The sequence below is a fragment of the Streptomyces sp. Rer75 genome (assembly GCF_013414305.1).
GTDB classification, from domain to species: domain Bacteria; phylum Actinomycetota; class Actinomycetes; order Streptomycetales; family Streptomycetaceae; genus Streptomyces; species Streptomyces himastatinicus.
On record NZ_CP058693.1, the window covers coordinates 3186616 to 3208140 of the forward strand.

16 protein-coding genes and 1 pseudogene are annotated in these 21525 nt (G+C 72.0%); 9 read left to right on the forward strand and 8 right to left on the reverse strand.

All coding sequences use genetic code 11. The annotated features are described in order from the left end of the window. Window position 1: 1 nt before the first annotated feature. On the reverse strand, window positions 2–2527 hold the full coding sequence (locus HYQ63_RS13510) for a glycoside hydrolase family 3 C-terminal domain-containing protein (protein ID WP_179934046.1): 2526 nt from the start codon (window positions 2525–2527) through the stop codon (window positions 2–4). 127 nt (window positions 2528–2654) lie between these two features. On the opposite strand from HYQ63_RS13510, the gene HYQ63_RS13515 reads away from it, so the two are divergent. After that, complete coding sequence (locus HYQ63_RS13515; protein ID WP_179934047.1) at window positions 2655–3311, forward strand: TetR/AcrR family transcriptional regulator; 657 nt, start codon at window positions 2655–2657, stop codon at window positions 3309–3311. Window positions 3312–3315: 4 nt separating this feature from the next. Here the strand turns inward: HYQ63_RS13515 and HYQ63_RS13520 are convergent, their stop codons facing one another. The 5 genes from HYQ63_RS13520 to HYQ63_RS13540 form a co-directional block, all read right to left on the reverse strand. After that, window positions 3316–6066, reverse strand: coding sequence for an ABC transporter substrate-binding protein (locus tag HYQ63_RS13520; protein ID WP_257231825.1), 2751 nt, complete (start codon window positions 6064–6066; stop codon window positions 3316–3318). 103 nt (window positions 6067–6169) lie between these two features. Then, the gene (locus HYQ63_RS13525) at window positions 6170–6697 is read right to left on the reverse strand and encodes a DUF6299 family protein (RefSeq protein ID WP_179934048.1); all 528 of its coding nucleotides are present in this window, start codon (window positions 6695–6697) and stop codon (window positions 6170–6172) included. A gap of 92 nt (window positions 6698–6789) precedes the next feature. Next, a complete protein-coding gene (locus HYQ63_RS13530; protein ID WP_179934049.1) occupies window positions 6790–7986 on the reverse strand; it encodes an HTTM domain-containing protein in 1197 nt (398 codons plus the stop codon). A 1-nt stretch (window position 7987) separates the two neighbouring features. Continuing rightward, window positions 7988–8728 (reverse strand): DUF5819 family protein, encoded by a 741-nt coding sequence (locus HYQ63_RS13535; protein WP_179934050.1) that lies wholly within the window; start codon window positions 8726–8728, stop codon window positions 7988–7990. A 36-nt stretch (window positions 8729–8764) separates the two neighbouring features. Then, window positions 8765–9073, reverse strand: coding sequence for a hypothetical protein (locus HYQ63_RS13540; RefSeq protein WP_179934051.1), 309 nt, complete (start codon window positions 9071–9073; stop codon window positions 8765–8767). Window positions 9074–9350: 277 nt separating this feature from the next. On the opposite strand from HYQ63_RS13540, the gene HYQ63_RS13545 reads away from it, so the two are divergent. The 8 genes and pseudogenes from HYQ63_RS13545 (at window position 9351) to HYQ63_RS13580 (ending at window position 19151) form a co-directional block, all read left to right on the forward strand. Further along, on the forward strand, window positions 9351–10511 hold the full coding sequence (locus HYQ63_RS13545) for a mandelate racemase/muconate lactonizing enzyme family protein (RefSeq protein WP_179934052.1): 1161 nt from the start codon (window positions 9351–9353) through the stop codon (window positions 10509–10511). Further along, window positions 10508–11521 carry a zinc-binding dehydrogenase gene (locus tag HYQ63_RS13550; RefSeq protein WP_179934053.1) on the forward strand — a complete coding sequence of 338 codons (1014 nt, stop codon included), beginning with the start codon at window positions 10508–10510 and terminating at the stop codon, window positions 11519–11521. Before HYQ63_RS13545 ends, HYQ63_RS13550 begins: the two co-directional genes overlap by 4 nt. Before the next feature lie 104 nt (window positions 11522–11625). After that, entirely contained in the window at window positions 11626–12645 is a 1020-nt protein-coding gene (locus HYQ63_RS13555; protein ID WP_179934054.1) for a hypothetical protein, read from the forward strand. A gap of 32 nt (window positions 12646–12677) precedes the next feature. Beyond that, window positions 12678–13787, forward strand: coding sequence for a multiple monosaccharide ABC transporter substrate-binding protein (gene chvE, locus HYQ63_RS13560; protein ID WP_179934055.1), 1110 nt, complete (start codon window positions 12678–12680; stop codon window positions 13785–13787). Between the two features lie 14 nt (window positions 13788–13801). Next, the gene (gene mmsA, locus HYQ63_RS13565; RefSeq protein WP_179934056.1) at window positions 13802–15364 is read left to right on the forward strand and encodes a multiple monosaccharide ABC transporter ATP-binding protein; all 1563 of its coding nucleotides are present in this window, start codon (window positions 13802–13804) and stop codon (window positions 15362–15364) included. Next, window positions 15361–16593 carry a multiple monosaccharide ABC transporter permease gene (mmsB, locus tag HYQ63_RS13570; RefSeq protein WP_179934057.1) on the forward strand — a complete coding sequence of 411 codons (1233 nt, stop codon included), beginning with the start codon at window positions 15361–15363 and terminating at the stop codon, window positions 16591–16593. Before mmsA ends, mmsB begins: the two co-directional genes overlap by 4 nt. Window positions 16594–16641: 48 nt before the next feature. After that, the gene (locus HYQ63_RS13575) at window positions 16642–17820 is read left to right on the forward strand and encodes an aldose epimerase family protein (RefSeq protein WP_179934058.1); all 1179 of its coding nucleotides are present in this window, start codon (window positions 16642–16644) and stop codon (window positions 17818–17820) included. An 84-nt stretch (window positions 17821–17904) separates the two neighbouring features. After that, a pseudogene (locus HYQ63_RS13580) lies at window positions 17905–19151 on the forward strand (pyroglutamyl peptidase). 187 nt (window positions 19152–19338) lie between these two features. Here HYQ63_RS13580 and HYQ63_RS13585 read toward each other — a convergent pair. Together HYQ63_RS13585 and HYQ63_RS13590 are read right to left on the reverse strand one after the other, a co-directional pair. Continuing rightward, complete coding sequence (locus HYQ63_RS13585; RefSeq protein WP_179934059.1) at window positions 19339–20127, reverse strand: EI24 domain-containing protein; 789 nt, start codon at window positions 20125–20127, stop codon at window positions 19339–19341. 18 nt (window positions 20128–20145) lie between these two features. Continuing rightward, the gene (locus tag HYQ63_RS13590) at window positions 20146–21504 is read right to left on the reverse strand and encodes a jacalin-like lectin (protein WP_179934060.1); all 1359 of its coding nucleotides are present in this window, start codon (window positions 21502–21504) and stop codon (window positions 20146–20148) included. Window positions 21505–21525: the final 21 nt, after the last annotated feature.

The following is a 21525-nucleotide window of genomic DNA, read 5'->3' on the forward strand; positions in this document are numbered from 1 at the left end:
CTCAGGACACCACCACCGGTGCCGTGAGGCGGAGGTCAGCCACGCTGCGGCCCGCCTCCGCCGTGTACGCGCCGGGGACCAGGCGCCAGGCGTCCGCCTCCTCATCCCAGATCTCCGCCGCGCGGCGCCGCACCGGGATCGCCACCTCCGCCGTCTCCCCCGGGCCCGCCTCCGCCGCCGCGAAGCCCGCCAGGCACCGGGCGGGGCGGTCCCCCGCGGCGAGTACGGAATCGTCGGCCTGCGGGGCCAGATAGAGCTGGACCACCTCCCGGCCGGGCCGGGGGCCCACGTTCCGCACCCGGACCGTGATCGTGCCCAGCCCGCCCGCCGAGTCGTCCGCGGAGTCCCCCGTGGGATCGCCCGCGGGGGTGAAGTCCACCGCCTCGTACGCCCAGTCGGTGTACCCGAGCCCGTGCCCGAACCAGTACGCCGGAGCGGCCCCCTCCTGCCGCTCCCACGCCCGGTAGCCGATGAAGACGCCCTCGTCGTAGGAGAGTTGACCCTCGCTGGGGGCCACCTGGCTCACCGGCGCGTCCGCCAGCCGGACCGGCCAGGTCGTCGGGAGGCGGCCGCCCGGCTCCTCGACGCCGAGGAGGACGTCCGCGAGGGCGGCGCCCGCTTCCTGGCCCGGGAACCAGCTGAGGAGGACCGCGGCGACGTCCTCACGCCACGGCATCTCCACGGGTGAGCCCGCGTTGACGACCACGACGGTCGGGGTGCCGGTGGCGGCGACGCGGCGCACCAGTTCGTCCTGGCGGCCCGGCAGCCGGAGGTTCGTACGGTCGAAGCCCTCGCTCTCGACGCTCTCCGTGGTCGCGACCACGACCACGGCGGTGTCGGCGGCGGTGGCCGCGGCGACGGCCTCCTCGATCAGGTCCTCCGGATCGCGCTCCGGGGCACGGTGCACCAGGCTGAAGCAGACGGCCTGCCAGTTCGCCTCCGCCGTCTTGGCGACCGTGCTGGTGAGGCTGACCTCGACCGGTTCGCCCGCGGTCAGCTCCGCCTGCCCGCGCGGCACGGGCGAGCCGAAGAACGCCTCGAACGGGTCGTCGGTCTCGTCCATCGCCTGGTGCCCGTCGAAGAGCACCTCACCGCCGACGACGAGCCGGAAGCCACCCAGGCCCCGGGTGCCGAAGGAGTGCGCCCCGCTCTCGCGCGGGGTGAAGGTGCCGGTGACCTCGACGGTGTGCAGCTCCTCGTACGCGACCCCCTCGGGGAAGTCGCCGAGCCACTGCACCTGGCCGCTGGGCAGCCGGGACTCGCCCAGCACCCGCCCGTCCTCGGCCCGGACGACGGCGCTCAGCGCGAAGCCCTGCCCGGCGGGGGCGAGTTCGTCGGTGGGGTCGGCCCCCACGGCGTAGGTCAGCCGGACGTCGGCGGGCAGCGCGGCGCGCAGCCCGTCCAGCGGGGAGACCACATGGTCGGGGAAGACCAGCGCCGAGCCGCCGCCGAGCACCCGGGCGTCGCGCGCGGCGGCGCCGATGAGCGCCAGGGACCGGATGCCGGAGGGCCCGCCGGGGCTGAGCGGCAACGCCTCCGTCTCGTTGCGCAGCAGCACGAAGGACCGCCGGGCGATCTCGCGGGCGAGCGCGTCGCCGTCGATCGGCCCGGGCCGGTCGGCGGGGGCGACGGCGGGCTCCGCACCGTCCAGCGCGCCGACCCGGGCGGCCAGGGTCAGCACTCGCCGCACCGCGTCGTCGACGTCCGACTCGGCCACCAGGCCGTCGCGCACGGCGGCGGCCAGCGCCTCGCCGTAGACGGTCTGCGGGCCGGGCATGGCGACGTCGAGCCCGCCCGCCAGCGCCCCGGCGGTGTCACGGGCGGCCGTCCAGTCGGAGACGATGAAGCCGTCGAACCCCCACTCGCCGCGCAGCACGCCCCGCTGGAGGGCGCGGTGCTCGGTCATCGTGGCGCCGTTGACCCCGTTGTAGGCGGCCATGACACCCCACGGGCGGGCGTCTTTGACGATGGCTTCGAAGGGCGCGAGATACAGCTCGCGCAGCGCCCGCGCGCCCACCCGGTTGTCGACGGTGAAGCGCTCGGTCTCCGCGTCGTTGGCGACGAAGTGCTTGACGGTGGTGCCCACCCCGCCGTCCTGGACGCCGCGCACATAGCCGGTGCCGATCGCGCCGGTGAGATACGGATCCTCGCTGTACGCCTCGAAGTGGCGGCCGCCCAGCGGCGATCGGTGCAGATTGACGGTCGGGGCGAGCAGCACGTGCACCCCCTTGCGGCGCGCCTCCTGGGCCAGCAGCCGTCCCGCGCGGCGGGCCAGCGCCGGGTCCCAGGTGGCGGCGAGGGCGGTGGGGCTGGGCAGGGCGATGGAGGGGTCGTCGGCGGTCCAGCGCACGCCCCGGACGCCGATCGGGCCGTCCGACATCACCAGGGAGCGCAGGCCGATGGCGGGGACGGCGGGCAGGGACCACATGTCCTGCCCGGCGAGCAGCCGGGCCTTGGTCTCCAGATCGAGCGCGCCGAGCGCCTTTTCGACGACACCGCTCACGCCCGCACTGATCGCATCTGCCACGACTCGGCCTCCTCAACGGGTCCGGACGCTCTCCACGCCATCGGCGGGGCCCATCGTGGACCCGTTTACCTGTATTCAGGTAGGTACCGTTATTGTTTCGTTACCAAACCTGTTCTACGGTACTCCCATGGACAGGCTGGACAGGCCGACGGACGACGGCTCCCCGACCGCCACCCGGCGCGGCCAGGAGCGGCGCGCGGAGATCGTCCGCTGCGCCCTCGACGTCATCGCCGAGCGCGGTTACCGGGGCACCACCCTGAGCGCGGTGGCCGAGCGCGCCGGGCTCACCCAGCAAGGGCTGCTGCACTACTTCCCCACCAAGGACGCCCTGCTCATCGCCGTGCTGGCCGAGCGCGACCAGTGGGACACCGGCGCCGCGCGGCGCGACGGCGGCGGCACCTGGCCGCTGGAACTGCTCGCCTCCCTGGTGGAGTACAACGCGATGCGCCCCGGCATCGTGCAGACCTTCTCCGCGCTGCTGGGCGAGAGCGTCACCGAGGACCACCCCGCGCGCGACTGGTTCGGCCGCCGCTATGCGCGGGTGCGCGCCGACATGGCGGACACCCTGCGCGGCGAGTTCGGCGACCGGCTGCCCGGCGGGCTCACCCCGGAGGCCGCCGCGCCGCTGCTGGTCGCGGTGCTGGACGGGCTCCAGTTCCAGTGGCTGCACGACCCGGACGCGGTGGACATGCCCGCCCTCTTCCGCACCTTCGTCTCCCTGCTGGGCCGGGGAGACGAAGGTGCGGGAGACGAAGGAGCGGGAGACGAAGGCGAAACGGAATAGCGCGTCAGTCGACGGGGACCGGGCAGGTGTACCGCTTCCCCGGCCCCCACTTCTTCCGGATGTCGGTCGACGTCACCGCCCCGCACAGCAGCGCGGGCCGCGGCGCGCCCTCGGGCGCGCCGTGCAGGATGGCGACCAGCTTGTCGGCGGTCAGCCGCCCGCCCCCGGCCACCCCGTGGGCGTCGATCCGGCCGGTCGCCCCGTTGAAACCGCCGCTGCCCAGGCCCTGGTAGAGCACGGCCTGCACCAGCGCCCGGTCCAGCCGCCCGTCCCGCTTCCCGCTGCCGACCCAGGCCTCGTCGATGGCCTGGGACAGATAGCACAGGGCGTCCCAGGCCAGCGGGGAGTGCCCGTCGAGCCGCATGGTCTGGGCCAGCACCCCGCGTTCGCGGCCGTACTGCGCGTCGTACGCCCGCAGATACGCCTGGGCGCTCTCCGCCCGGACCCGCGACGGCTCGCCGTGCGAGACGTAGTACAGATTGAGCCCCTGGAAGATCGCCCAGGGATCCTGGCCCAGCAGCAGCGCGTTGGTGACGTCGTCGCCGCCGAGCACGCTGACGGTCGGGCAGCCGTCGGCCATCCTGCTGTACTCGGACAGGAAGGTGACGAACTGGCTGCCGCGGGCCGTCCATACGACGCCCGTCGGCTCGCCCCCGCCCGCCACCCGGCACACCCGCTCCGCGAAGTCCTCCATCGTGTCGTACGACCGCCCGGCCGGTCCGGTGGCGCCGCCGCCCGTCCCCAGCAGCAGCGTCTCGACCGGGCCCTGCCGGTATTCGGTGCGGAACGAGCGGGCGAGACCGGAGCTGTACGGATCCTTCGGATCGGCGATCAGCATCACCCGGCGCGCCTTCACCGGGGCGCGGCCGGGCCGGGTCACCATCGCCGCCTCCCGGACGAAGGCCGCCATGACCTGGGCGGCGCGCGAGTCGACGGGCGCGAGCTGGTAGTAGTGCGGGCCCTGGGAGAGCAGGGAGTCGGCCGTGCCGGAGGTGCCGATCATGGGGATGCCCGCCGCGTCCAGCTTGCGGATCGCGGAGTACGTGGAGCCGCGGCTCTGGCCGAGGCCGACGGCGCCGACGATCGACGGGTCGCGCCGGGCCAGTTGGACGATGGAGTCGGCGACGGCCGGGGCGTCCTCGAAGAGATGGCCCGCGTTGGCCACCAGCACCCGCACCGGAACCCGGTCGTCCGACGTCAGCGCCAGGGCGTTGACATGGGCCTGGGCGAGCGCGATCCCGCGCAGCTCGGGCAGCGTGCCGCCGCGCACCGGGTCGTCGGCGCCCGCGCCGCCGCTGAACGGGCCGATGTAGACCACGGTGCGATAGCGCGGCGACGCCTCCTCGCGGCGGCTCATCGCGGCGTCCACCTCGCCGTTCTGCCGGTCGATCTGCTCCAGCACCTCGCTGACCTGCCGCTCGTTGGTGCCCTGGGCGAACCGCTGCTTGCCCGTCGTCACCCCGACGCACTGGCCGTCCTTGCCCAGGAAGGTCTGGCCCGCGCAGCTGTCGTCGCCCCCGCCCCACAGCGGCCGGTAGAGGCCGCCGGCCACCAGCCCCAGCGCGACCAGCGCGACGACCGCCGCGCCCGCGATCTCGGTGCGCGGGCCCCAGCGGCGGGAGGGCGCGACCAGGGTGGGACGGCGGCCGAGCCAGTACGACGCCCGCTCGTCGTCCTCCGGCCCCTCGCTCACCGGCACCACGATCCCGGTGGGCTGGCCCGCGCGCATGCCCTGCCGCTCGACCAGCTCCAGCTCGGCGCCCGCATGGGCCAGGTCGGCCGCCTCGATGTCGGGGATGCGGGACGCCAGCGAGCGCGCCCCGGCCGCGATCGCGATCACCGACGTACAGCGCAGGTCCTCGACGGCGGAGCGCAGTTCGCGCAGGAAGCGCTGCACCCGCGAGTCCAGCGCCCCGGCCTCCTCGAAGAGCAGCACGAACCGGGTGGTGCGGCGCATCCGCCACGGGTTGAAGCGGCGGCGGCGCACCGCCCCGTCCAGATCCGCGAGCAGCGCGTGCATCAGCACCCGGTCCAGGCGCTCCGGGTCGCTGCCCTCGCCGCCGGGGACGTGGTCGAGCGCGGAGCGGAAGAAGTCGGTGGGCGGGGTGCCGCGCTGGAGCCGCGCCCACTCCGCGTACCAGCGGCGGTGGCGGCCGCGGCCGAGCATCCGGCGGCTGGCCCGGGCGCCGAACAGCCAGCGCGGCAGGGTCTGGCACAGCGGCCCGGCCACGAAGTTCCACAGCAGCTCCACGACCGAGCCGCCGCTGGCGTGGTCCCGGCCGCCGATCCGCCACAGCGTGTTGGCCGTGCGCGACCAACGGCGGTGCTCGTCGTAGCAGTGGTTGCGCAGATCGCGGTGGCGGTGCTCGATGGGCCCGTCGATGGCCGGGGCCGTGACCACCGAGTGCAGCAGCCGGTAGCCCGGCAGCCGCAGCTGCCCGGTGTCCACCGGCATGGACTCGGCGAGCTGGAGCGCGATCTGCTCGAACAGCTCCAGCGGCGGCGGATCGGCGCCGGGCCGGAGCGCCGGTACGTACGCGTGCGGCGCCAGCACCTGGCTGCGGCCGCGCAGCCGCGACCGCAGCCCTCCCACGATCCTCCGGCCGGCCCGCCCGGCGCCCTCCTCCGTCAGCAGCACCACCGGCACCCTGCTGCGGCTGCGCCGCTGCTGGATGACCAGCTTGTCGAACGCCTCGACGAAGCGCTCGACTCCCGGATACGCCGGGATGCGGTCCTGTGGGTCCCCCGTCGCCATCGTCCCCGTTCCCCCTCTCCTGCCCGCCCCTGAACAGAGGCGGTGGAAAGAAGGGATATCCCCCGTGGGGGAGGGGCTCATGCGCGGCGACGGGGGGCGGGTCTCACAACTCGCGCGCCTCCAGGGTGATCGCGCGCTCCCCCACGGCCGCGGTCCGCGGAAGCGGAACGAGCTGCTGGCCGGCCTCGAACCTCAGCAGGCTGCTCTCCACGAGCGCCGGGCCCGGCACGAAGCGCACGCCCGGGCCGTCCTGCACCGACCAGGAGTGGGTCAGGCCGTCGCAGAGCGCCGAGCCGCCCCCGATCCCGTACCGCACCTGGCCCTGGGTGAGCGTGATGAGGATGTCGGCGCGCGGGATGGCCGCTCCGTCCCGCAGACAGCGGTACGTGCCCGACAGGGCGACGGTGCCGTCGCTGCTCACGTAGCCGACGCGGTTCACGGTGACGTTGTTGCCCCACGGCAGCGGCAGGCTCTGCCGCCCCATCGACGGCATCCCGGGGATCCCGGCGGGGGCGGCGGACCCGGGGGCGGGAGCGGGGGCGGGGGCCGGGGCCGCGTGGGCGGCGGGGGTGAGGGGAGCGGCGATGAGCAGGCCGGTGACGGCACCGAGGAAGCGGCGACGGTTGCGCATGGGGTGCGTACCTCCGTGAGCGGGGGCGGATTCCCTGTGGGGGACGAAGTCCCTGTACAGCTATCGGGCGCGTGGGGCGGCCCGCGGGAACCTCACCCCCGTGCGGCGTGTCCGATACCGCTGGGCGGGTGCTTCCGCGACGGCCGGTTGACCGCCGCCCCGGCCATCCGCCGGGCCCACCGGGTGCAGTGCGTGCCCAGCAGGAGCAGGAAGGACGTGGGCAGGAAGACCGCGTCCGAGACGATCATCATGGCGGACAGGAAGGGGATGCCGAGGACGACGGCGATCGCCAGATGCTCCAGCATCATCGCCGCGAGCAGGACGTTCTTGAGCCGCCGGTAGCCGATCAGGAAGGGGAAGGCCGCCTGCACGATGACCGTCCCGTAGCTCAGCAGATAGACCGCGAGCATGCTGTGGGCGATCAGCCCGCCGAGGGCGGGCCACGGCATGAAGTAGTCGAGGTGCAGGGCGTAGTGCAGCCCGCTGCCCTCCTGCCACAAGGCTCCCTGGATCTTGTACCAGCCCGCCGTCGCGTAGATGAGGCACACCTGGACCGCGATCACCAGCATGGCGCAGTTGTGCAGCATCGCCGTGACCGCGTCGAGCAGCTCGCGCGCCTGGTGCCCCCGGGACCACCGGTGCGCCGCGTACCACAGGCCGTGGGCCGCCCAGAACGTCCACAGGACCGCCGCCCACGCGGTGTGCGGGAAGCCGTCGGACACCCACAGGAGCAGCACCCCGAGCGCCTGCCACATCGCCACCCCGGCCCGGTCGTCCACCGGCTTGCCCTGCCGCCGGGCCCGGGCGCGGCGGCGCGCGTCGAGCGACCAGACCGCGCCGCAGCGGGTGAACGCCAGATACAGGGCCATCACCTGCATCGCGTTGTCCCCGGCGTCGCCCAGATAGATGTTCCGGCTCTCGATGGAGAGCACGGCCACCAGGAACACCACCGAGGTCGCCCGGGTGCGCCAGCCCAGCATCAGCAGGACGGACGCCACGATCGCGCCGTGGTAGACGAGTTCGAACCACCAGTGGCCGCCGGACCACAGCAGCACGCTGAACCGGTGCTCCTCCTCGACGACCTGGGCCGCCATCTCGGGCGACCAGGGGCTGCGGTCTCCGTACAGCAGCCGCCGGTGCGGCCACTCCCGGAGCAGGAAGGCGGCCGCGATGCCGCCGAGCCCGATGCGGAACAGGGCGGCCTGGTACGAGGCGTGGGGGCGGCTTGCGAAGGTGATCAGCCGGGTCAGCCGGTCCAGCAGAGCCAGCCGTGGGGCCAGTCGGTTCACGTCACAGTCCCCTGTGGTCGTCGTCCGTCACCGGCCACCAGGGCAAGGTGCGGTGCGGGGTGTTCCGCACGGGCGCGCGGTCGCTCCAGTGCGGGGGCGGTACGGGAACGGCCCGGCTGCGCACCTGGAGTGCGGTGATCCGTGCGCCGTGCGCGTCATGCGCGAGGCGGCCCAGGGCGATCCGCTTGAGGTACTCGGCGGCCAGCACGCCCCGTGCGCCGGTCGGCGCCTCCCGCTGGTCGTGGGTGTCCCGGTAGAGGCCCCAGGCGCGGCGCAGCAGGTTCTGGTGCGCGTGGCTCGGCAGCGGGCTGTGCCGCACGCCCGCGATGTCCTGGGCCGTGAGGCTCGTCCACCGTCCCGTACGGCGCGCCCCGGAACCCTCCGCGGTCCGCACCCGGGCTTCGACGCGGACGTTCGCCTGGAGCGGCTGGGGCGCGAACAGCTGCCAGTCCTGGATGAATTCGGGATTCACGTGCGCCTCGATGGCGTGTGCGTACCTCCGCTGCACCGGACTTGGCGGCGCGATGCTCAGGAACACCAAGGCCAGGTGCCAGAGCGCCGCGCCGAGCAGCACGACGGCGGTCACCGCCAGCAGGGCGAGGGACGGGAGGGGCCAGGCCGGTCCGGGCTCGCCCGGTTCCTCCAGGACGGGCGCCCGGGGCGCGCACACCCGGGCGGTCGCATGCCGCCCGGCGTCGTCGCCCTCGGGTCGCCCGGCACGGGCCTTGGTGGGCTGTTCCACGATGCTCCTGCTCACCTCGACCGGTTACGGATGCCGCTATCCGCGGGTGTTGCGGCACTGATGGTCCGACCCGGTGCTCCCTTGGAAGGGCATCGGGGCCCCGCTGCCGCTGCCGCCGCCGCTCTCGCCCGTGGCGGATCCCAGCCCCGCGGACCTGACGTCGCACTCGTTGTTCTGGGTCGAACCGCCCCGGATGGTGGCGCGGAACACCTCGCCCAGGTCCGGGCCCTGCTGCGCCCGGGTGGTGTGGGTGGCGTCGCCACCCCTGTCCGGGTAGATGCCGCCGAAGGCGACGGCTGAGGCAACGCACGCGCCCAGCACGACCGTTCGCAGTACTCTCTTCATCTGACCGCCTCTCTCGAAAGATCCTTCACCGTCAGCGGCGCAGCCTGCCGCCCGGCGGTACGCGGCCGCCGCACCGACACGACCGCGTCCACCGAATGGCCCGAGGCAGGGAGGTCTGGGGGTGACGGGCATCGTGCACGCCGTTGACGCCGCCCCGGCAGTCGTTTCGATAACCATTCGACGCAGGACCATTGACACCTCTGACGCCCGGTGATTACCGTCACGCCAAGATTTCGAACGTGTGACGAAATATCGAACATCGCGAAGGGTCATAGCCTTGCGCATCACCGGAATCAGCACGCATGTCGTCGGCACCCCCTGGCGCAATCTCACCTACGTGCAGGTCCACACCGATGAGGGCATCACCGGCGTCGGCGAGACCCGCATGCTCGGCCACACCGATGCGCTCCTCGGCTATCTCCACGAGGCCGAGAAGAACCACATCGCCGGGTCGGACCCGTTCGCGGTGGAGGACCTGGTGCGCCGGATGAAATACGGCGACTACGGCCGCGCGGGCGAGATCGTGATGTCCGGCATCGCCTGTGTGGAGATGGCCTGCTGGGACATCAAGGGCAAGGCGCTCGGCGTGCCGGTCTGGCAGCTGCTCGGCGGCAAGGTGACCGACAAGGTCAAGGCGTACGCGAACGGCTGGTACACGGTCGAGCGCACCCCCGAGGCGTTCCACAAGGCGGCCACCACGGTGGTCGAGCGCGGCTACCGGGCCCTGAAGCTGGACCCGTTCGGCACCGGCCACTTCGAGCTGGACCACGCCGAGACGCTGCACTCGATCTCGCTGGTCGAGGCGGTGCGGGACGCGATCGGGCCGGACGCGGAGCTGCTGGTGGAGATGCACGGGCGGTTCAGCCCGTCGACCGCCGTGCGGATCGCGGGCGAGCTGGAGCGGTTCCGGCCGTCGTGGCTGGAGGAGCCGGTGCCGCCGGAGAACCTGAAGGCGCTGGCGAAGGTCGCGGAGAAGACGAACCTGCCGATCGCGACGGGCGAGCGCATCCACGACCGGATCGAGTTCCGCGAGCTGTTCGAGTCGCAGGCCGCCGACATCATCCAGCCGGACGTCGGCCACCTCGGCGGCATCTCCGAGACGCGTAAGCTCGCCGCGACCGCCGAGACCCACTACGTACTGATCGCGCCGCACAACGTCGGCGGCTCGGTGCTGACCGCCGCGTCGCTCCAGGTCGCGGGCTGCACCCCGAACTTCAAGATCCTGGAGCACTTCAACGACTTCGCCGACGCGGAGATCAAGAAGGTGGTCAAGGGCGCGCCGCAGGTCGTGGACGGCTACTTCGAGCTGTCCCACGAGCCGGGCCTCGGCGTGGAGCTGGACACCGACGCGGCCGCCGAATTCCCCCAGCAGCAGGCCCGTTTCGACCTGTGGGCCGAGGGCTGGGAGAAGCGGGACCCGAAGGGCGGGCAGCAGTGACCGCGCTCGTCCTCGACGCCCCCGGCGCGTTCCACCTCGCCGAGACCGCCCCGGTCGCGCCCGGGCCCGGGGACGCGCTGGTGCGGGTCCACGCGTCGGGGATCTGCGGCAGCGACCGCGAGGTGTACGAGGGCAACCGGCCCGAGGGGTACGTGCGGTATCCCGTCACCCCCGGCCATGAGTGGTCCGGGACGGTCGAGGCGGTCGGCGCGGGCGTCCCCGAAGCGCTCGTCGGCCGCAAGGTCGTCGGCGAGGGGTTCCGCAACTGCCAGGTGTGCGACCGCTGTCACGCCGGGGAGACCACGCTGTGCACGGCGGGGTACGAGGAGACCGGCTTCACCCAGCCGGGTGCGATGGCCACCACCCTGACCCTGCCCGCCCGGCTGCTGCACCCGCTGTCCGACGACGCCGATCTGACCGCGGCGGCTTTGCTGGAGCCCGCCGCGTGCATCGCCGCCGCCGCGCTCAAGGCGAACGCGCAGCCCGGGCAGCGGGTCGCGGTGGTGGGCACCGGGACGCTCGGCATGATCGCCGTGCAGTTCCTGGCCGCCGTCTCCCCCGCCGAGCTGCTGGTGGTCGGGACCCGGCCGGACCGGGAGCGGCTGTCGCTGTCCTTCGGCGCCACGTCGTTCGTGACGAACGACCGGCTGGAGGACGTCCGGGGCGGCTTCGACATCGTCATCGAGACCGCCGGGTCCGCCCCCGCCGCCCGTACCTCCGCGGACCTGCTGCGGCGCGGCGGCCGGCTGGTGCTCACCGGGATCCCGGCGGCGGGCACGGCGGACGGGCTCGACCCGACCGACCTGGTCGTCCGGCAGATCGAGGTGCAGACCGTGTTCGGGGCCGCGCCGGACGCGTGGGCGCACGCGGTGCGGGTCTTCGACGCGGGCCTGCTGACGCTGCTGCCGCTGGTGACGCACGAACTGCCGCTCATCGACTTCGCCACCGCCATCGAGCTGGTGGGGAGCGGCGATCCGAAGGTGGGCAAGGTGCTGCTGCGGCCCGCCTGACCCCTCCCGTATCCCCGCCGGGGGCCGTCTTCCGCGCCCCCGGCCCCGACAATCCTCAACATTCGAGGGCTTCACCTAGTCCTTACGGCGATACAAGGAGCACCGTGACGACCGCCGCCTCAGCCCTTCCCTCCGGCCCCCGCCGTCCCGCCGACGCCGCCCTCGCCCCGCTCGGCCACGCGGCGCCCGCGCCCGACCCCGCCGACGCCTCCGCGCACTCCTTCCCCGACGGCGGCACCTGGCGCACCGAGATCCCGTCCGTCGAGGGCCCGGAGGCGCTGGCCACCGTGTTCAAGGAGGCCGGGCGGCTCGACGTACCGATCCACCGGATCAGCCAGGGCAGCGGCGTGTGGATGCTCACCGACGCCGAGATCACCGAGATGGTGGAGTCCTGCGCGGAGCGCAACGCCGAGCTGTGCCTGTTCACCGGGCCGCGCGGCACCTGGGACATCGGCGGCGCCACCCGTTCCGACTCCGGCGGCGGTGGCCTGCGGGCCCGCGGCCACGACGCGGTCGCCGGATGCGTGGAGGACGCGCTGCGGGCCGCCTCGCTCGGCGTGAAGTGCCTGCTGGTCGCCGACGAGGGCGTGCTGTGGCTGCTGCACCAGCTGCGGACGCGCGGTGAGCTGCCCGCGGACACCACCTTCAAGCTGTCCGCGCTGGTCGGCCCGGTCAACCCGGCCTCGTTCGCGGTGTACGAGCGGCTGGGCGCCGACTCGATCAACATCCCCTCGGACCTGACGCTGGAACACCTCACCGAGATCCGCCGGGTCTCCCGCGCCCCGATGGACTTCTACATCGAGGCCCCGGACGACCTCGGGGGGTACGTACGGCTCTATGACGCGGCCGAGTTGATCCGCCGCGGCGCCCCCATCTATCTGAAGTTCGGGCTCAGCAAGTCTCCGGGGATCTACCCCTACGGCGCGCAACTGCGGGACGTGGCGCTCAACAGCGCGCGCGAGCGGGTGCGCCGCGGCCGGCTCGTGCTCGATCTGCTCGCCCGGCTGGGCGCGGACGGCGGGCTGTCGCCGCTGGGCTCCCGGCTGCCGGGGCCGCTGCGGCGCTTCCCCGTCACCGACGCGGACACCACCGCGGACGCCGGCGCGGCACCCCAGAAGTCCTGAGCAATGACGCCCCAGGGAAGGACCCCATCACCATGCGTACGGTAAGAGGCGCACGAGTCGCGGCGATAGGCGCCGGCCTCCTCGCGCTCTCGCTGACCGCCACGGCCTGTGGCCAGGAGGCGGTCGGCGGCAGTCGGTACAAGAGCAAGGAAAAGGGAGGGACGATCGGCATCGCGATGCCGACCAAGTCCTCCGAGCGGTGGATCACCGACGGCCGCAACGTGGCCAAGCAGTTCAAGGCGGCGGGCTACAAGACCGACTTGCAGTTCGGCGAGGACGACGTCCGCACCCAGGTGGCCCAGCTCGAAAACATGATCACCAAGGGGCACCGGCTGCTGGTGATCGCGCCGATCAACGGCGGGGCGCTCAACGACGTCCTGAAGCAGGCCAAAGAGGCCAACATTCCGGTGATCTCCTACGACCGGCTGCTCCTGGGCACGAAGGATGTCGACTACTACGCGACCTTCGACAACGAGAAGGTCGGCAGGCTCCAGGGCCAGTACATCGTCGACAAGCTGGGGCTGGCCAAGGGCCGCAAGGGCCCCTTCAACATCGAGCTGTTCGCCGGGTCGTCGGACGACAACAACACCCAGTACTTCTTCAAGGGCGCCATGAGCGTGCTCAAGCCGTACATGGACAAGGGCGAGCTGGTCGTCCGCTCCAAGCAGACCAAGCTGAACCAGCTCTACACCGAGAAGTGGAGCGGAAGCGCCGCCCAGGACCGCATGGAGGACCTGCTCAACGCGGCGTACAGCGGCAGCGATGTCGACGCCGTGCTCTCGCCGTACGACGGCATGTCCATCGGCATCCTCTCGGCGCTCAAGAGTGCCAGCTACGGGACGAAGGCCAAGCCGTTCCCGGTGGTGACGGGGCAGGACGCGGAGCTCGCCTCCGTGAAGTCCATCGCCCGGGGACAGCAGACGCAGACCATCTACAAGGACCTTCGCAAGCTGGCGAAGGCCACCGTGGAGATCGCCAAGGCGGAGCTGACCGGCGGCAAGCCCCCGGTGAACGACACCACGTCGTACGACAACGGCGAGAAGGTCGTGCCGACCTATCTGCTCAAGCCGGTCAGCATCGACAAGTCCAACACCCAGGTGCTGGTGGACGAGGGCTACTACACCGCGTCACAGCTGAAGTAGGGCGGATCCGAGCTATGAGCACCATTCTCGAATTGCGCTCCATCACCAAGACCTTCCCCGGTGTGAAGGCGCTCTCCGATGTCAATCTCCGCGTGCGCGAGGGCGAGATCCACGCCCTGTGCGGGGAGAACGGCGCGGGCAAGTCGACCCTGATGAAGGTGGTCAGCGGAGTCCATCCGCACGGCTCCTACGACGGCGAGATCCTCTTCGACGGCGAGGCCTGCTCCTTCAAGGACATCCGCGCGAGCGAGCAGCGCGGCATCGTCATCATCCACCAGGAACTGGCGCTGATCCCGTACCTGTCCATCGCCGAGAACATCTTCCTCGGCAATGAACACGCCACCCGCGGCCTGATCAGCTGGAACGAAACCCTCAAGCACGCCAACGCGCTGCTGAAGCGGGTGGGTCTGACGGATTCGCCGCAGACCCGGGTCGCCGACATCGGCGTGGGCAAGCAGCAGCTCGTGGAGATCGCCAAGGCGCTCTCCAAGGAGGTGAAGCTGCTCATCCTGGACGAGCCGACCGCGGCGCTCAACGACGAGGACAGCAGCAAACTCCTCGATCTGCTCCTGGAGTTCAAGGCGCAGGGCATCTCCTGCATCCTGATCTCGCACAAGCTCAACGAGATCCGCCGGGTGGCCGACTCCGTCACCATCCTGCGCGACGGCCAGTCCATCGAGACCATGTCGGTCCGGGAGACCCCCGAGTCCGCCCCCGAGGTCTCCGAGGACCGCATCATCCGCGGCATGGTCGGCCGCGACCTCGACCACCGGTTCCCCGAGCGCACCCCGTACGAGGGGGAGGACGCCGCCGAGGTGGCCATGGCCATCGAGGACTGGACCGTGCACCACCCCATCGACCAGCAGCGCAAGGTCGTGGACGGGGTGTCGCTGAACGTCCGGCGCGGCGAGATCGTGGGCATCGCCGGGCTGATGGGCGCGGGCCGCACCGAGCTGGCGATGAGCGTCTTCGGCCGGACGTACGGGCGCTACGCGGGCGGCCGGGTCCTCCGCGACGGCCAGGAGGTCCGTACCCGTACCGTGCCGGAGGCCATCGACCACGGCATCGCGTACGTCACCGAGGACCGCAAGCACTACGGCCTCAACCTCGAGGACACCATCAGCCGCAACGTCTCGCTCTCCTCGCTCCCGAAGGTGGCGCGCCGCGGCGTGGTCAACGAGCACGAGGAGTCGCGGGTCGCCGAGCGGTTCCGCAAGACCATGAACATCAAGGCACCGACGGTCTTCGAGCGGGTCGGCCGGCTCAGCGGCGGCAACCAGCAGAAGGTCGTCCTCAGCAAGTGGATCTTCGCTGGTCCCGAGGTGCTCATCCTCGACGAGCCCACCCGTGGGATCGACGTCGGGGCCAAGTACGAGATCTACACGGTCATCAACGACCTGGCGGCGCAGGGCAAGGCCGTCGTCTTCATCTCCTCCGAGCTGGGCGAGCTGCTGGGGATGTGCGACCGGATCTACACGATGGCGGCCGGTCGGCTGACCGGGGAGGTTCCCCGGGCCGAGGCGACCCAGGAAGTTCTGATGCGCCATATGACAAGGGACAGAGGAGACGAAGGATGAGCACGGCCACCCAGAAGACCGAGAGCCCGGCACCACCGCCGGCCGAGGGCTCCAAGAGCCTCGGGACGCTGCTGCTCCAGGGCATGCGGACCAACATGCGGCAGTACGGGATGCTGGTCGCGCTCGCCCTGATCATCGTCATCTTCCAGATCTGGTCGGACAACATCCTGCTGCGTCCGGGGAACGTCACCAGCCTGGTGCAGCAGAACGGCTACATCCTCATTCTCGCCATCGGCATGATGATGGTGATCATCGCGGGGCATATCGATCTGTCGGTCGGATCGCTCGTCGCCTTCATCGGCGCGGCCGCCGGCGCGATGATGATCAAGCATGACATGCCCTGGGGCCTCGCGGTCGTCCTCTGCCTGCTGATCGGCGCGCTGGCCGGGGCCTGGCAGGGCTTCTGGATCGCGTACATCGGGATTCCGTCCTTCATCGTCACCCTCGCCGGAATGCTGGCCTTCCGCGGCGGCACCCAGATCCTGCTCGACGGGCAGTCCCTGTCGCCGTTCCCCGACGGCTTCGAGAAGCTGAGCACCGGCTTCATCCCGGAGATGGGCCCGTACACGCAGTACCACAACCCCACGATGGTGCTCGGCCTCATCGTGTGCGCGGCCGTCGTCTGGCAGGAGTGGCGCGGCCGGCAGCAGCGCGCGGCCTACGAGCTGGAGGTGGTCCCGCTCGGGCTGTTCTTCACCAAGTGCGCCGCGATCGTGGCCGCCGTGATGGCCTTCACCATGACGCTGTCCAGCTGGCACGGCGCGCCGTACGGGCTGCTGATCCTGGCCGTGCTCTTCGTGATCTTCAGCTTCGTGATGCGCAACACCGTCATCGGGCGGCATGTGTACGCGCTCGGCGGCAACCAGCCCGCGGCCAAGCTCTCGGGTGTCCGGGACAAGCGCGTCACCTTCCTGGTCTTCGTCAACATGGGCCTGCTGTCCGCGCTCGCCGGAATGGTCTTCGCCGCCCGGCTCGGCTCCGCCACCCCCAGCGCGGGCCTCAACTTCGAACTGGAGGCCATCGCCGCGGCGTTCATCGGCGGCGCGTCCGCCAGTGGCGGTGTCGGCACGGTGCTGGGCGCCATCATCGGCGGTCTGGTGCTCGGTGTGCTCAACAACGGCATGTCGCTGGTGGGCATCGGCACCGACTACCAGCAGGTGATCAAGGGACTGGTCCTGCTGGCGGCCGTCGGCTTCGACGTCTGGAACAAGCGCCGGGTCGGCTCGTAGCCCGCCTCTCCCACTCCCCCTGACGCATCGACTTCTATGGAGCCGCACATGACCACGAGCAGACGCACGGTGATCACGGCCGCGGCGGCGGCCGCCGGAGTGGCGGCCGCGGGCCCCGCGTACGCGACCACCGGCACCACCCGGAAGGGCGAGGGACACGCGGTGACGGAACACGCGGTGAAGGAACACTTCGGCACGCTGGCCGACGGCACGAAGGTCGACCGCTGGACGATCGAGAACGGCCGCACCCGGCTGGGTGTGCTGAGCTACGGAGGGGTCGTCCAGACCCTGGAGATCCCCGACCGCCACGGCCGCCGGGCCAACGTGTCGCTGGGCTTCGCCGACCTGGACTCGTACGTCGCCAGCAGCCCGTACTTCGGCGCCCTCATCGGCCGCTACGGCAACCGCATCGCCCGCGGTACGTTCACCCTCGACGGCACGAAGTACCAGCTGCCCGTCAACGACGGCCCCAACAGCCTGCACGGCGGCGACAAGGGCTTCGACAAGCGGGTCTGGACCGTCGCCCCCTTCCGCAAGGGCGCCGACGTCGGCCTCACCCTCCGCCGGGTCAGCCCCGACGGCGAGATGGGCTACCCGGGCGCGCTCACCGTGCGCGTCGACTACACCCTGACCGCGGCGGGCGACTTCCGCATCGACTACGAGGCCACCACCGACAAGGCCACCGTCGTCAACCTCACCAACCACACCTACTACAACCTGGCCGGGGAGGGCTCGGGGTCCATCTACGACCACCGCCTCCAGATCGCCGCGTCCCGCTACACCCCGGTCGACAAGACCCTCATCCCAACCGGCGAACTGGCCAAGGTCGCCGGGACCCCGTTCGACTTCCGCCGCGCCAAGGAGATCGGCCGGGACATCCGGGAGGCCCACCAGCAGGTGCTGTACGGGCAGGGCATCGACCACAACTTCGCCCTCGACAAGGGCCTCACCCGCCGCCCCGAGCACATCGTGACGGTGACCGAGCCGGAGTCGGGCCGGGTCATGAAGATCGCGACGACCGAGCCCGGCGTGCAGTTCTACACGGGTAACTTCCTGACCGGCACCTTCGCCGGAACGTCCGGCCAGGTCTACCGGCAGGGCGACGGCTTCTGCCTGGAGACCCAGCACTTCCCGGACTCCCCCAACCAGCCCGCCTTCCCCACCACCGTGCTCCGCCCCGGCGCCACCTACCGCTCCACGACGGTGCACTCCTTCTCGACCCGCTGAGCCCCGGCTCTCCCGCTCCCTCCCGCCCCGCGTCCGCGCGGAGCGGGAGGTTTCGTCGTTTCCGCCCCTCCCGAGAGGCCCCGCATGCGACCGATACGCACCCTCCTGGCCCTCAGCCTGGCCGCCCTCCCCCTGACCCAGACCACCCCGGCGGCCGCCCGGGACCACACCCCCACCGTGGAGGAGCGGCGCCTCGACCAGGCCGCGCCCCAGGAGATCCTGCGCCGCAGCGGCTTCGACGACGTGGCGCCGGACTTCGCCCGGGATCTGGCGCACGTACGGTCCACCGCGCAGGCCGAGCGCGTCGTACGCCGGGACGGCGGGCGGCTATGGCACCGGGCGGTGGCCCGGGCGCAGGGCCGGGGACCCGCCGGTGCGACCTCAGCCGGGACGACGACCGCCCGCTGTACTGGGCCCGGCTCGGCATGACCCGCGCCCTCGGCGAGTGGCGGCCGAACTTCCCGCTGAGCGAGCCCCGCCGCGCCGAGCTGCTGACCGCTTTGGAACGCGGCTCCCGCGGCCAGGACTCCCTCGACCTCCCCGCGGGCCGTCACACCAAGCGCATCGTCGTCACCGGCTTCGACCCGTTCCAGCTGGACGCCGACGTCCGCCGCTCCAACCCCTCCGGGGCCGCGGCGCTCGCGCTGGACGGCACGACGATCCGTACGCCCCAGGGCCCCGCCCGCGTCGAAACCGCCGTCTTCCCCGTCCGCTGGGCGGACTTCGCCGAGGGCACGGTCGAGCGCACCCTGCTGCCGGTGTTCCGCCCCGGCCCGCGCCGGGTGGACGCGTTCATGACCGTAAGCCAGGGCCGGGTGGGCCGCTTCGACGTCGAGCGCACCAACGGCGCCTGGCGCGGCGGCTACCCCGACAACGCCAACGTCTCCCGCACCGAGACCGTCCCCGTCCCGCCCGGCGTCCCCACGCCCGCCCCGCAGCCCCAGTGGACGACGACCACGCTCCCGTACGCCGCGATCGTCGCCGCGCACACCGGGCCGTTCCCCGTGCACGACAACACCACCGTCACCGAGATCCCGGCGGGCGCCACCACCCCGGTGGTCCGGCCCGACGGCCCGACCCCCGGCTCGACGGCCCGCGCGGGCGGTGGCGGCGACTACCTCTCCAACGAGATCGCCTACCGCGCCACGCTGCTGCGCGACGCCGTCGGCCTGAAGGCCCCGGGCGGCCATCTCCACACCCCCGTGCTGCAATTCGGCCCGGACAACACCGACCCGGCAACCGGTCAGATCACCGACCCGGACTTCGTCCACAACCGCGAGGTCATCACCGCCCAAGTCCGCGCGGTGCTCACGGTGGTAGCGACCCGCTGACGGCCCGGCGTGCCATCACCGGTCGGCCAGCAGCAGGGCCAGGGGCCCGGCAGGAACAGGTACTCGCCACCGTGGCGGGGAAAGTGGGCGCTCAGCAGCGCCACCAGCCCGTCCGTGTCGCGGGCCACCACGACGGAGGCGTCACGGACCGGGCGGTGGCCCGCTTCGAACGCGGCGTGGTGATCCGTTACGCCCCGCCCAGCGCGTTCGCCGCGGTGTCGCCCTGGGGCGGGGTGTCGGCCTCTCCCGTGAGGTCGCGGACGAGGAGGGTCGCGCCCGCTACGGCGCCCGGCATGAGGAAGACCGAGACCAGGGGGAGCAGGAAGAGCACGGCGAGGGGAAGGCCGAAGCCGACGGTGAGGAGGCGGCGGCCGCGGAGCATGCGGCGGCGCTCCTTGAGCAGGACGCCGCGGCGCAGCAGGGCGACCGAGGTCAGCTCCTCGGCGAGGAAGAAGCCGGTCACGCAGAGGGCGAGGGCGGGGATCACGGTCTGGCCGACGACCGGGATGAAGCCGAGCGCGAAGAAGAGCACGCTCCACAGGGTGACGCGGATGAGCAGGGCGATGGCCTCGCGGATGCCGATCCGCACCTCCTGCCAGGTCGACAGGCCCGATTCGGGGACCTCGCCGCCTTCGGAGCGGTCGACCTCCTCGGAGAGGGATTCGTAGAAGGGCTGGCCTACCAGGAGCGTGACCGCGGTGAACGTGATCACCGCGAGGAAGAGGCAGGCGGCGGCGAAGAGGATCGCGAGGGCGCCGCGGAAGACGCCGAGCCAGGGTGAGGACCAGTCGTCGGCGAAGGGGGTGGCCCAGGCGATGACGTCGTCGGTCCAGAAGAAGAGGACGACGAGGGCCGCCGCGTAGCCGACGAGGGTGATGAGGGCCGGGATCATCCCGATCCCCCACCACCTGCCGTGCTGGGCCACCCAGCGTTGGCCCTTCACCAGATAGCCGATGCCCACTCCAAGATCACGCATGGGCGGAAGCCTACTTGGCTAGCGTGGCGCGTAGATGACGCCCAGCTTGTCGATCTCGTCGCCGGCGCGGCCGGTGAAGCCCACGATCTGCCAGCCGTCGGGAGCGGTGAACGTGGCGGTGTCGGAGGTGGGGGTTCCGGCCGACACGGTGCGGCCCTTATCGGTGGTGAAGGCCGCGGAGAAGAGGCGGGTGCGGCCGTCCTTCTGGCCGCGGCTGAGGGTGGCGGAGGTGAGGTGTTCACCGGAGCCGAGGGTGAGGGTGGCCGGGGTGCCGCCGCTGCCGCCGTGGGAAAGGGTTTTGCCGCCGTTCAGGGTCAGGGACACGCCGTCGAGACGGGAGCCGCCGCGCAGGGTGAGGGTGCGGGGCGCGGGGGTGGCGGGCAGGTCGTCGGCGTCGTTGAAGGCGGTGCCGTGCGGCCCGCCGAACTGGTCCCCGGCGCGGAGCGTGTCGGCCGCCTTCCAGGAGAAGTCCACGGTGTGGGGGTAGTGGTCGGACAGCGGCTTGCCCTCGGCGTCGAGGAAGTCGGTGTTCTCGTTGTTGTAGCGGGTGGCGGTGAGGGAGAGGAGCGGGCCGGAGCGGTAGAGGACCTTGTCGACGACCTCGCAGGCGTTGGTGACGTTCGCGGGGTCGCACACGAGCGCGTCGGACCCGGCGGGCGGGGCCGAGCCGCCGCGGACGAGGTTCACCCAGGCGTCGGTGAGGCCGTTGCGGGTGGCGAGGTCGCGGATGTTGTCGGCGGCGCGGGTGTAGCGGGTGTTGGTGTCGCCCATGACGAGCACCGCGTTTCCGGCCGAGTTGGCGGTGATGAAGTCGGAGAGCTGGGTGATGTTGGCGCGGCGGGCGGCGAGGTCGGCGTCGGTGGTGCCCGCGTTGGTGTGCACGTTGTAGAGGTCCAGGTACGCGCCTTCGGCGAGCCGCACCCGGGCGAGGGAGAAGCCCTTGGGGGTGAGGCAGTCGGTGCCGTTGCACTTGGTCCACTTGACCCGCTCGAAGTCGTCGTAACGCAGGTCGGAGAGGGTGTTGAGGCCGTCGCCGAAGGCCGCGCCTCCGCTGGTGGGGGTGCGGTACGGGTGGTCGTCACCGGCGTAGAGCGCGGCGTGGTAGTTGAAGTCCTCCTGGACGTTGACGATGTCGTACGCGCCCAGGCGGGGCGAGATCAGCGGGGTGTTCTTCTCGGGGTGGCCGGAGGACAGGCCCTCGGGAAGTCCGGCCACGTTGTACGTGAGGACATTGAACGAGCCGGAGGCGGGGACGGCGGCGCCGGAGGCGGGGGCGGCTTTGGTGTCCGCCGCGGCGGGCGTGGTGGCGCCGAGTGTGCCCGCACAGGTGGCGAGGGCCGCGGCCGCCGCGACGGCCAGGCGTCCGATGAATCTCACGAAGGGGGTTCCTCTCGGGGG

What these genes read in the sequence shown, in the direction of transcription:
- HYQ63_RS13515 (WP_179934047.1), top strand. Translation starts at nt 2,655, where the DNA reads ATGGACAGGCTGGACAGGCCGACGGACGACGGCTCCCCGACCGCCACC.
- HYQ63_RS13520 (WP_257231825.1), bottom strand. Translation starts at nt 6,066, where the DNA reads ATGGCGACGGGGGACCCACAGGACCGCATCCCGGCGTATCCGGGAGTC.
- HYQ63_RS13525 (WP_179934048.1), bottom strand. Translation starts at nt 6,697, where the DNA reads ATGCGCAACCGTCGCCGCTTCCTCGGTGCCGTCACCGGCCTGCTCATC.
- HYQ63_RS13540 (WP_179934051.1), bottom strand. Translation starts at nt 9,073, where the DNA reads ATGAAGAGAGTACTGCGAACGGTCGTGCTGGGCGCGTGCGTTGCCTCA.
- chvE (WP_179934055.1), top strand. Translation starts at nt 12,678, where the DNA reads ATGCGTACGGTAAGAGGCGCACGAGTCGCGGCGATAGGCGCCGGCCTC.
- mmsA (WP_179934056.1), top strand. Translation starts at nt 13,802, where the DNA reads ATGAGCACCATTCTCGAATTGCGCTCCATCACCAAGACCTTCCCCGGT.
- mmsB (WP_179934057.1), top strand. Translation starts at nt 15,361, where the DNA reads ATGAGCACGGCCACCCAGAAGACCGAGAGCCCGGCACCACCGCCGGCC.
- HYQ63_RS13575 (WP_179934058.1), top strand. Translation starts at nt 16,642, where the DNA reads ATGACCACGAGCAGACGCACGGTGATCACGGCCGCGGCGGCGGCCGCC.
- HYQ63_RS13585 (WP_179934059.1), bottom strand. Translation starts at nt 20,127, where the DNA reads ATGCGTGATCTTGGAGTGGGCATCGGCTATCTGGTGAAGGGCCAACGC.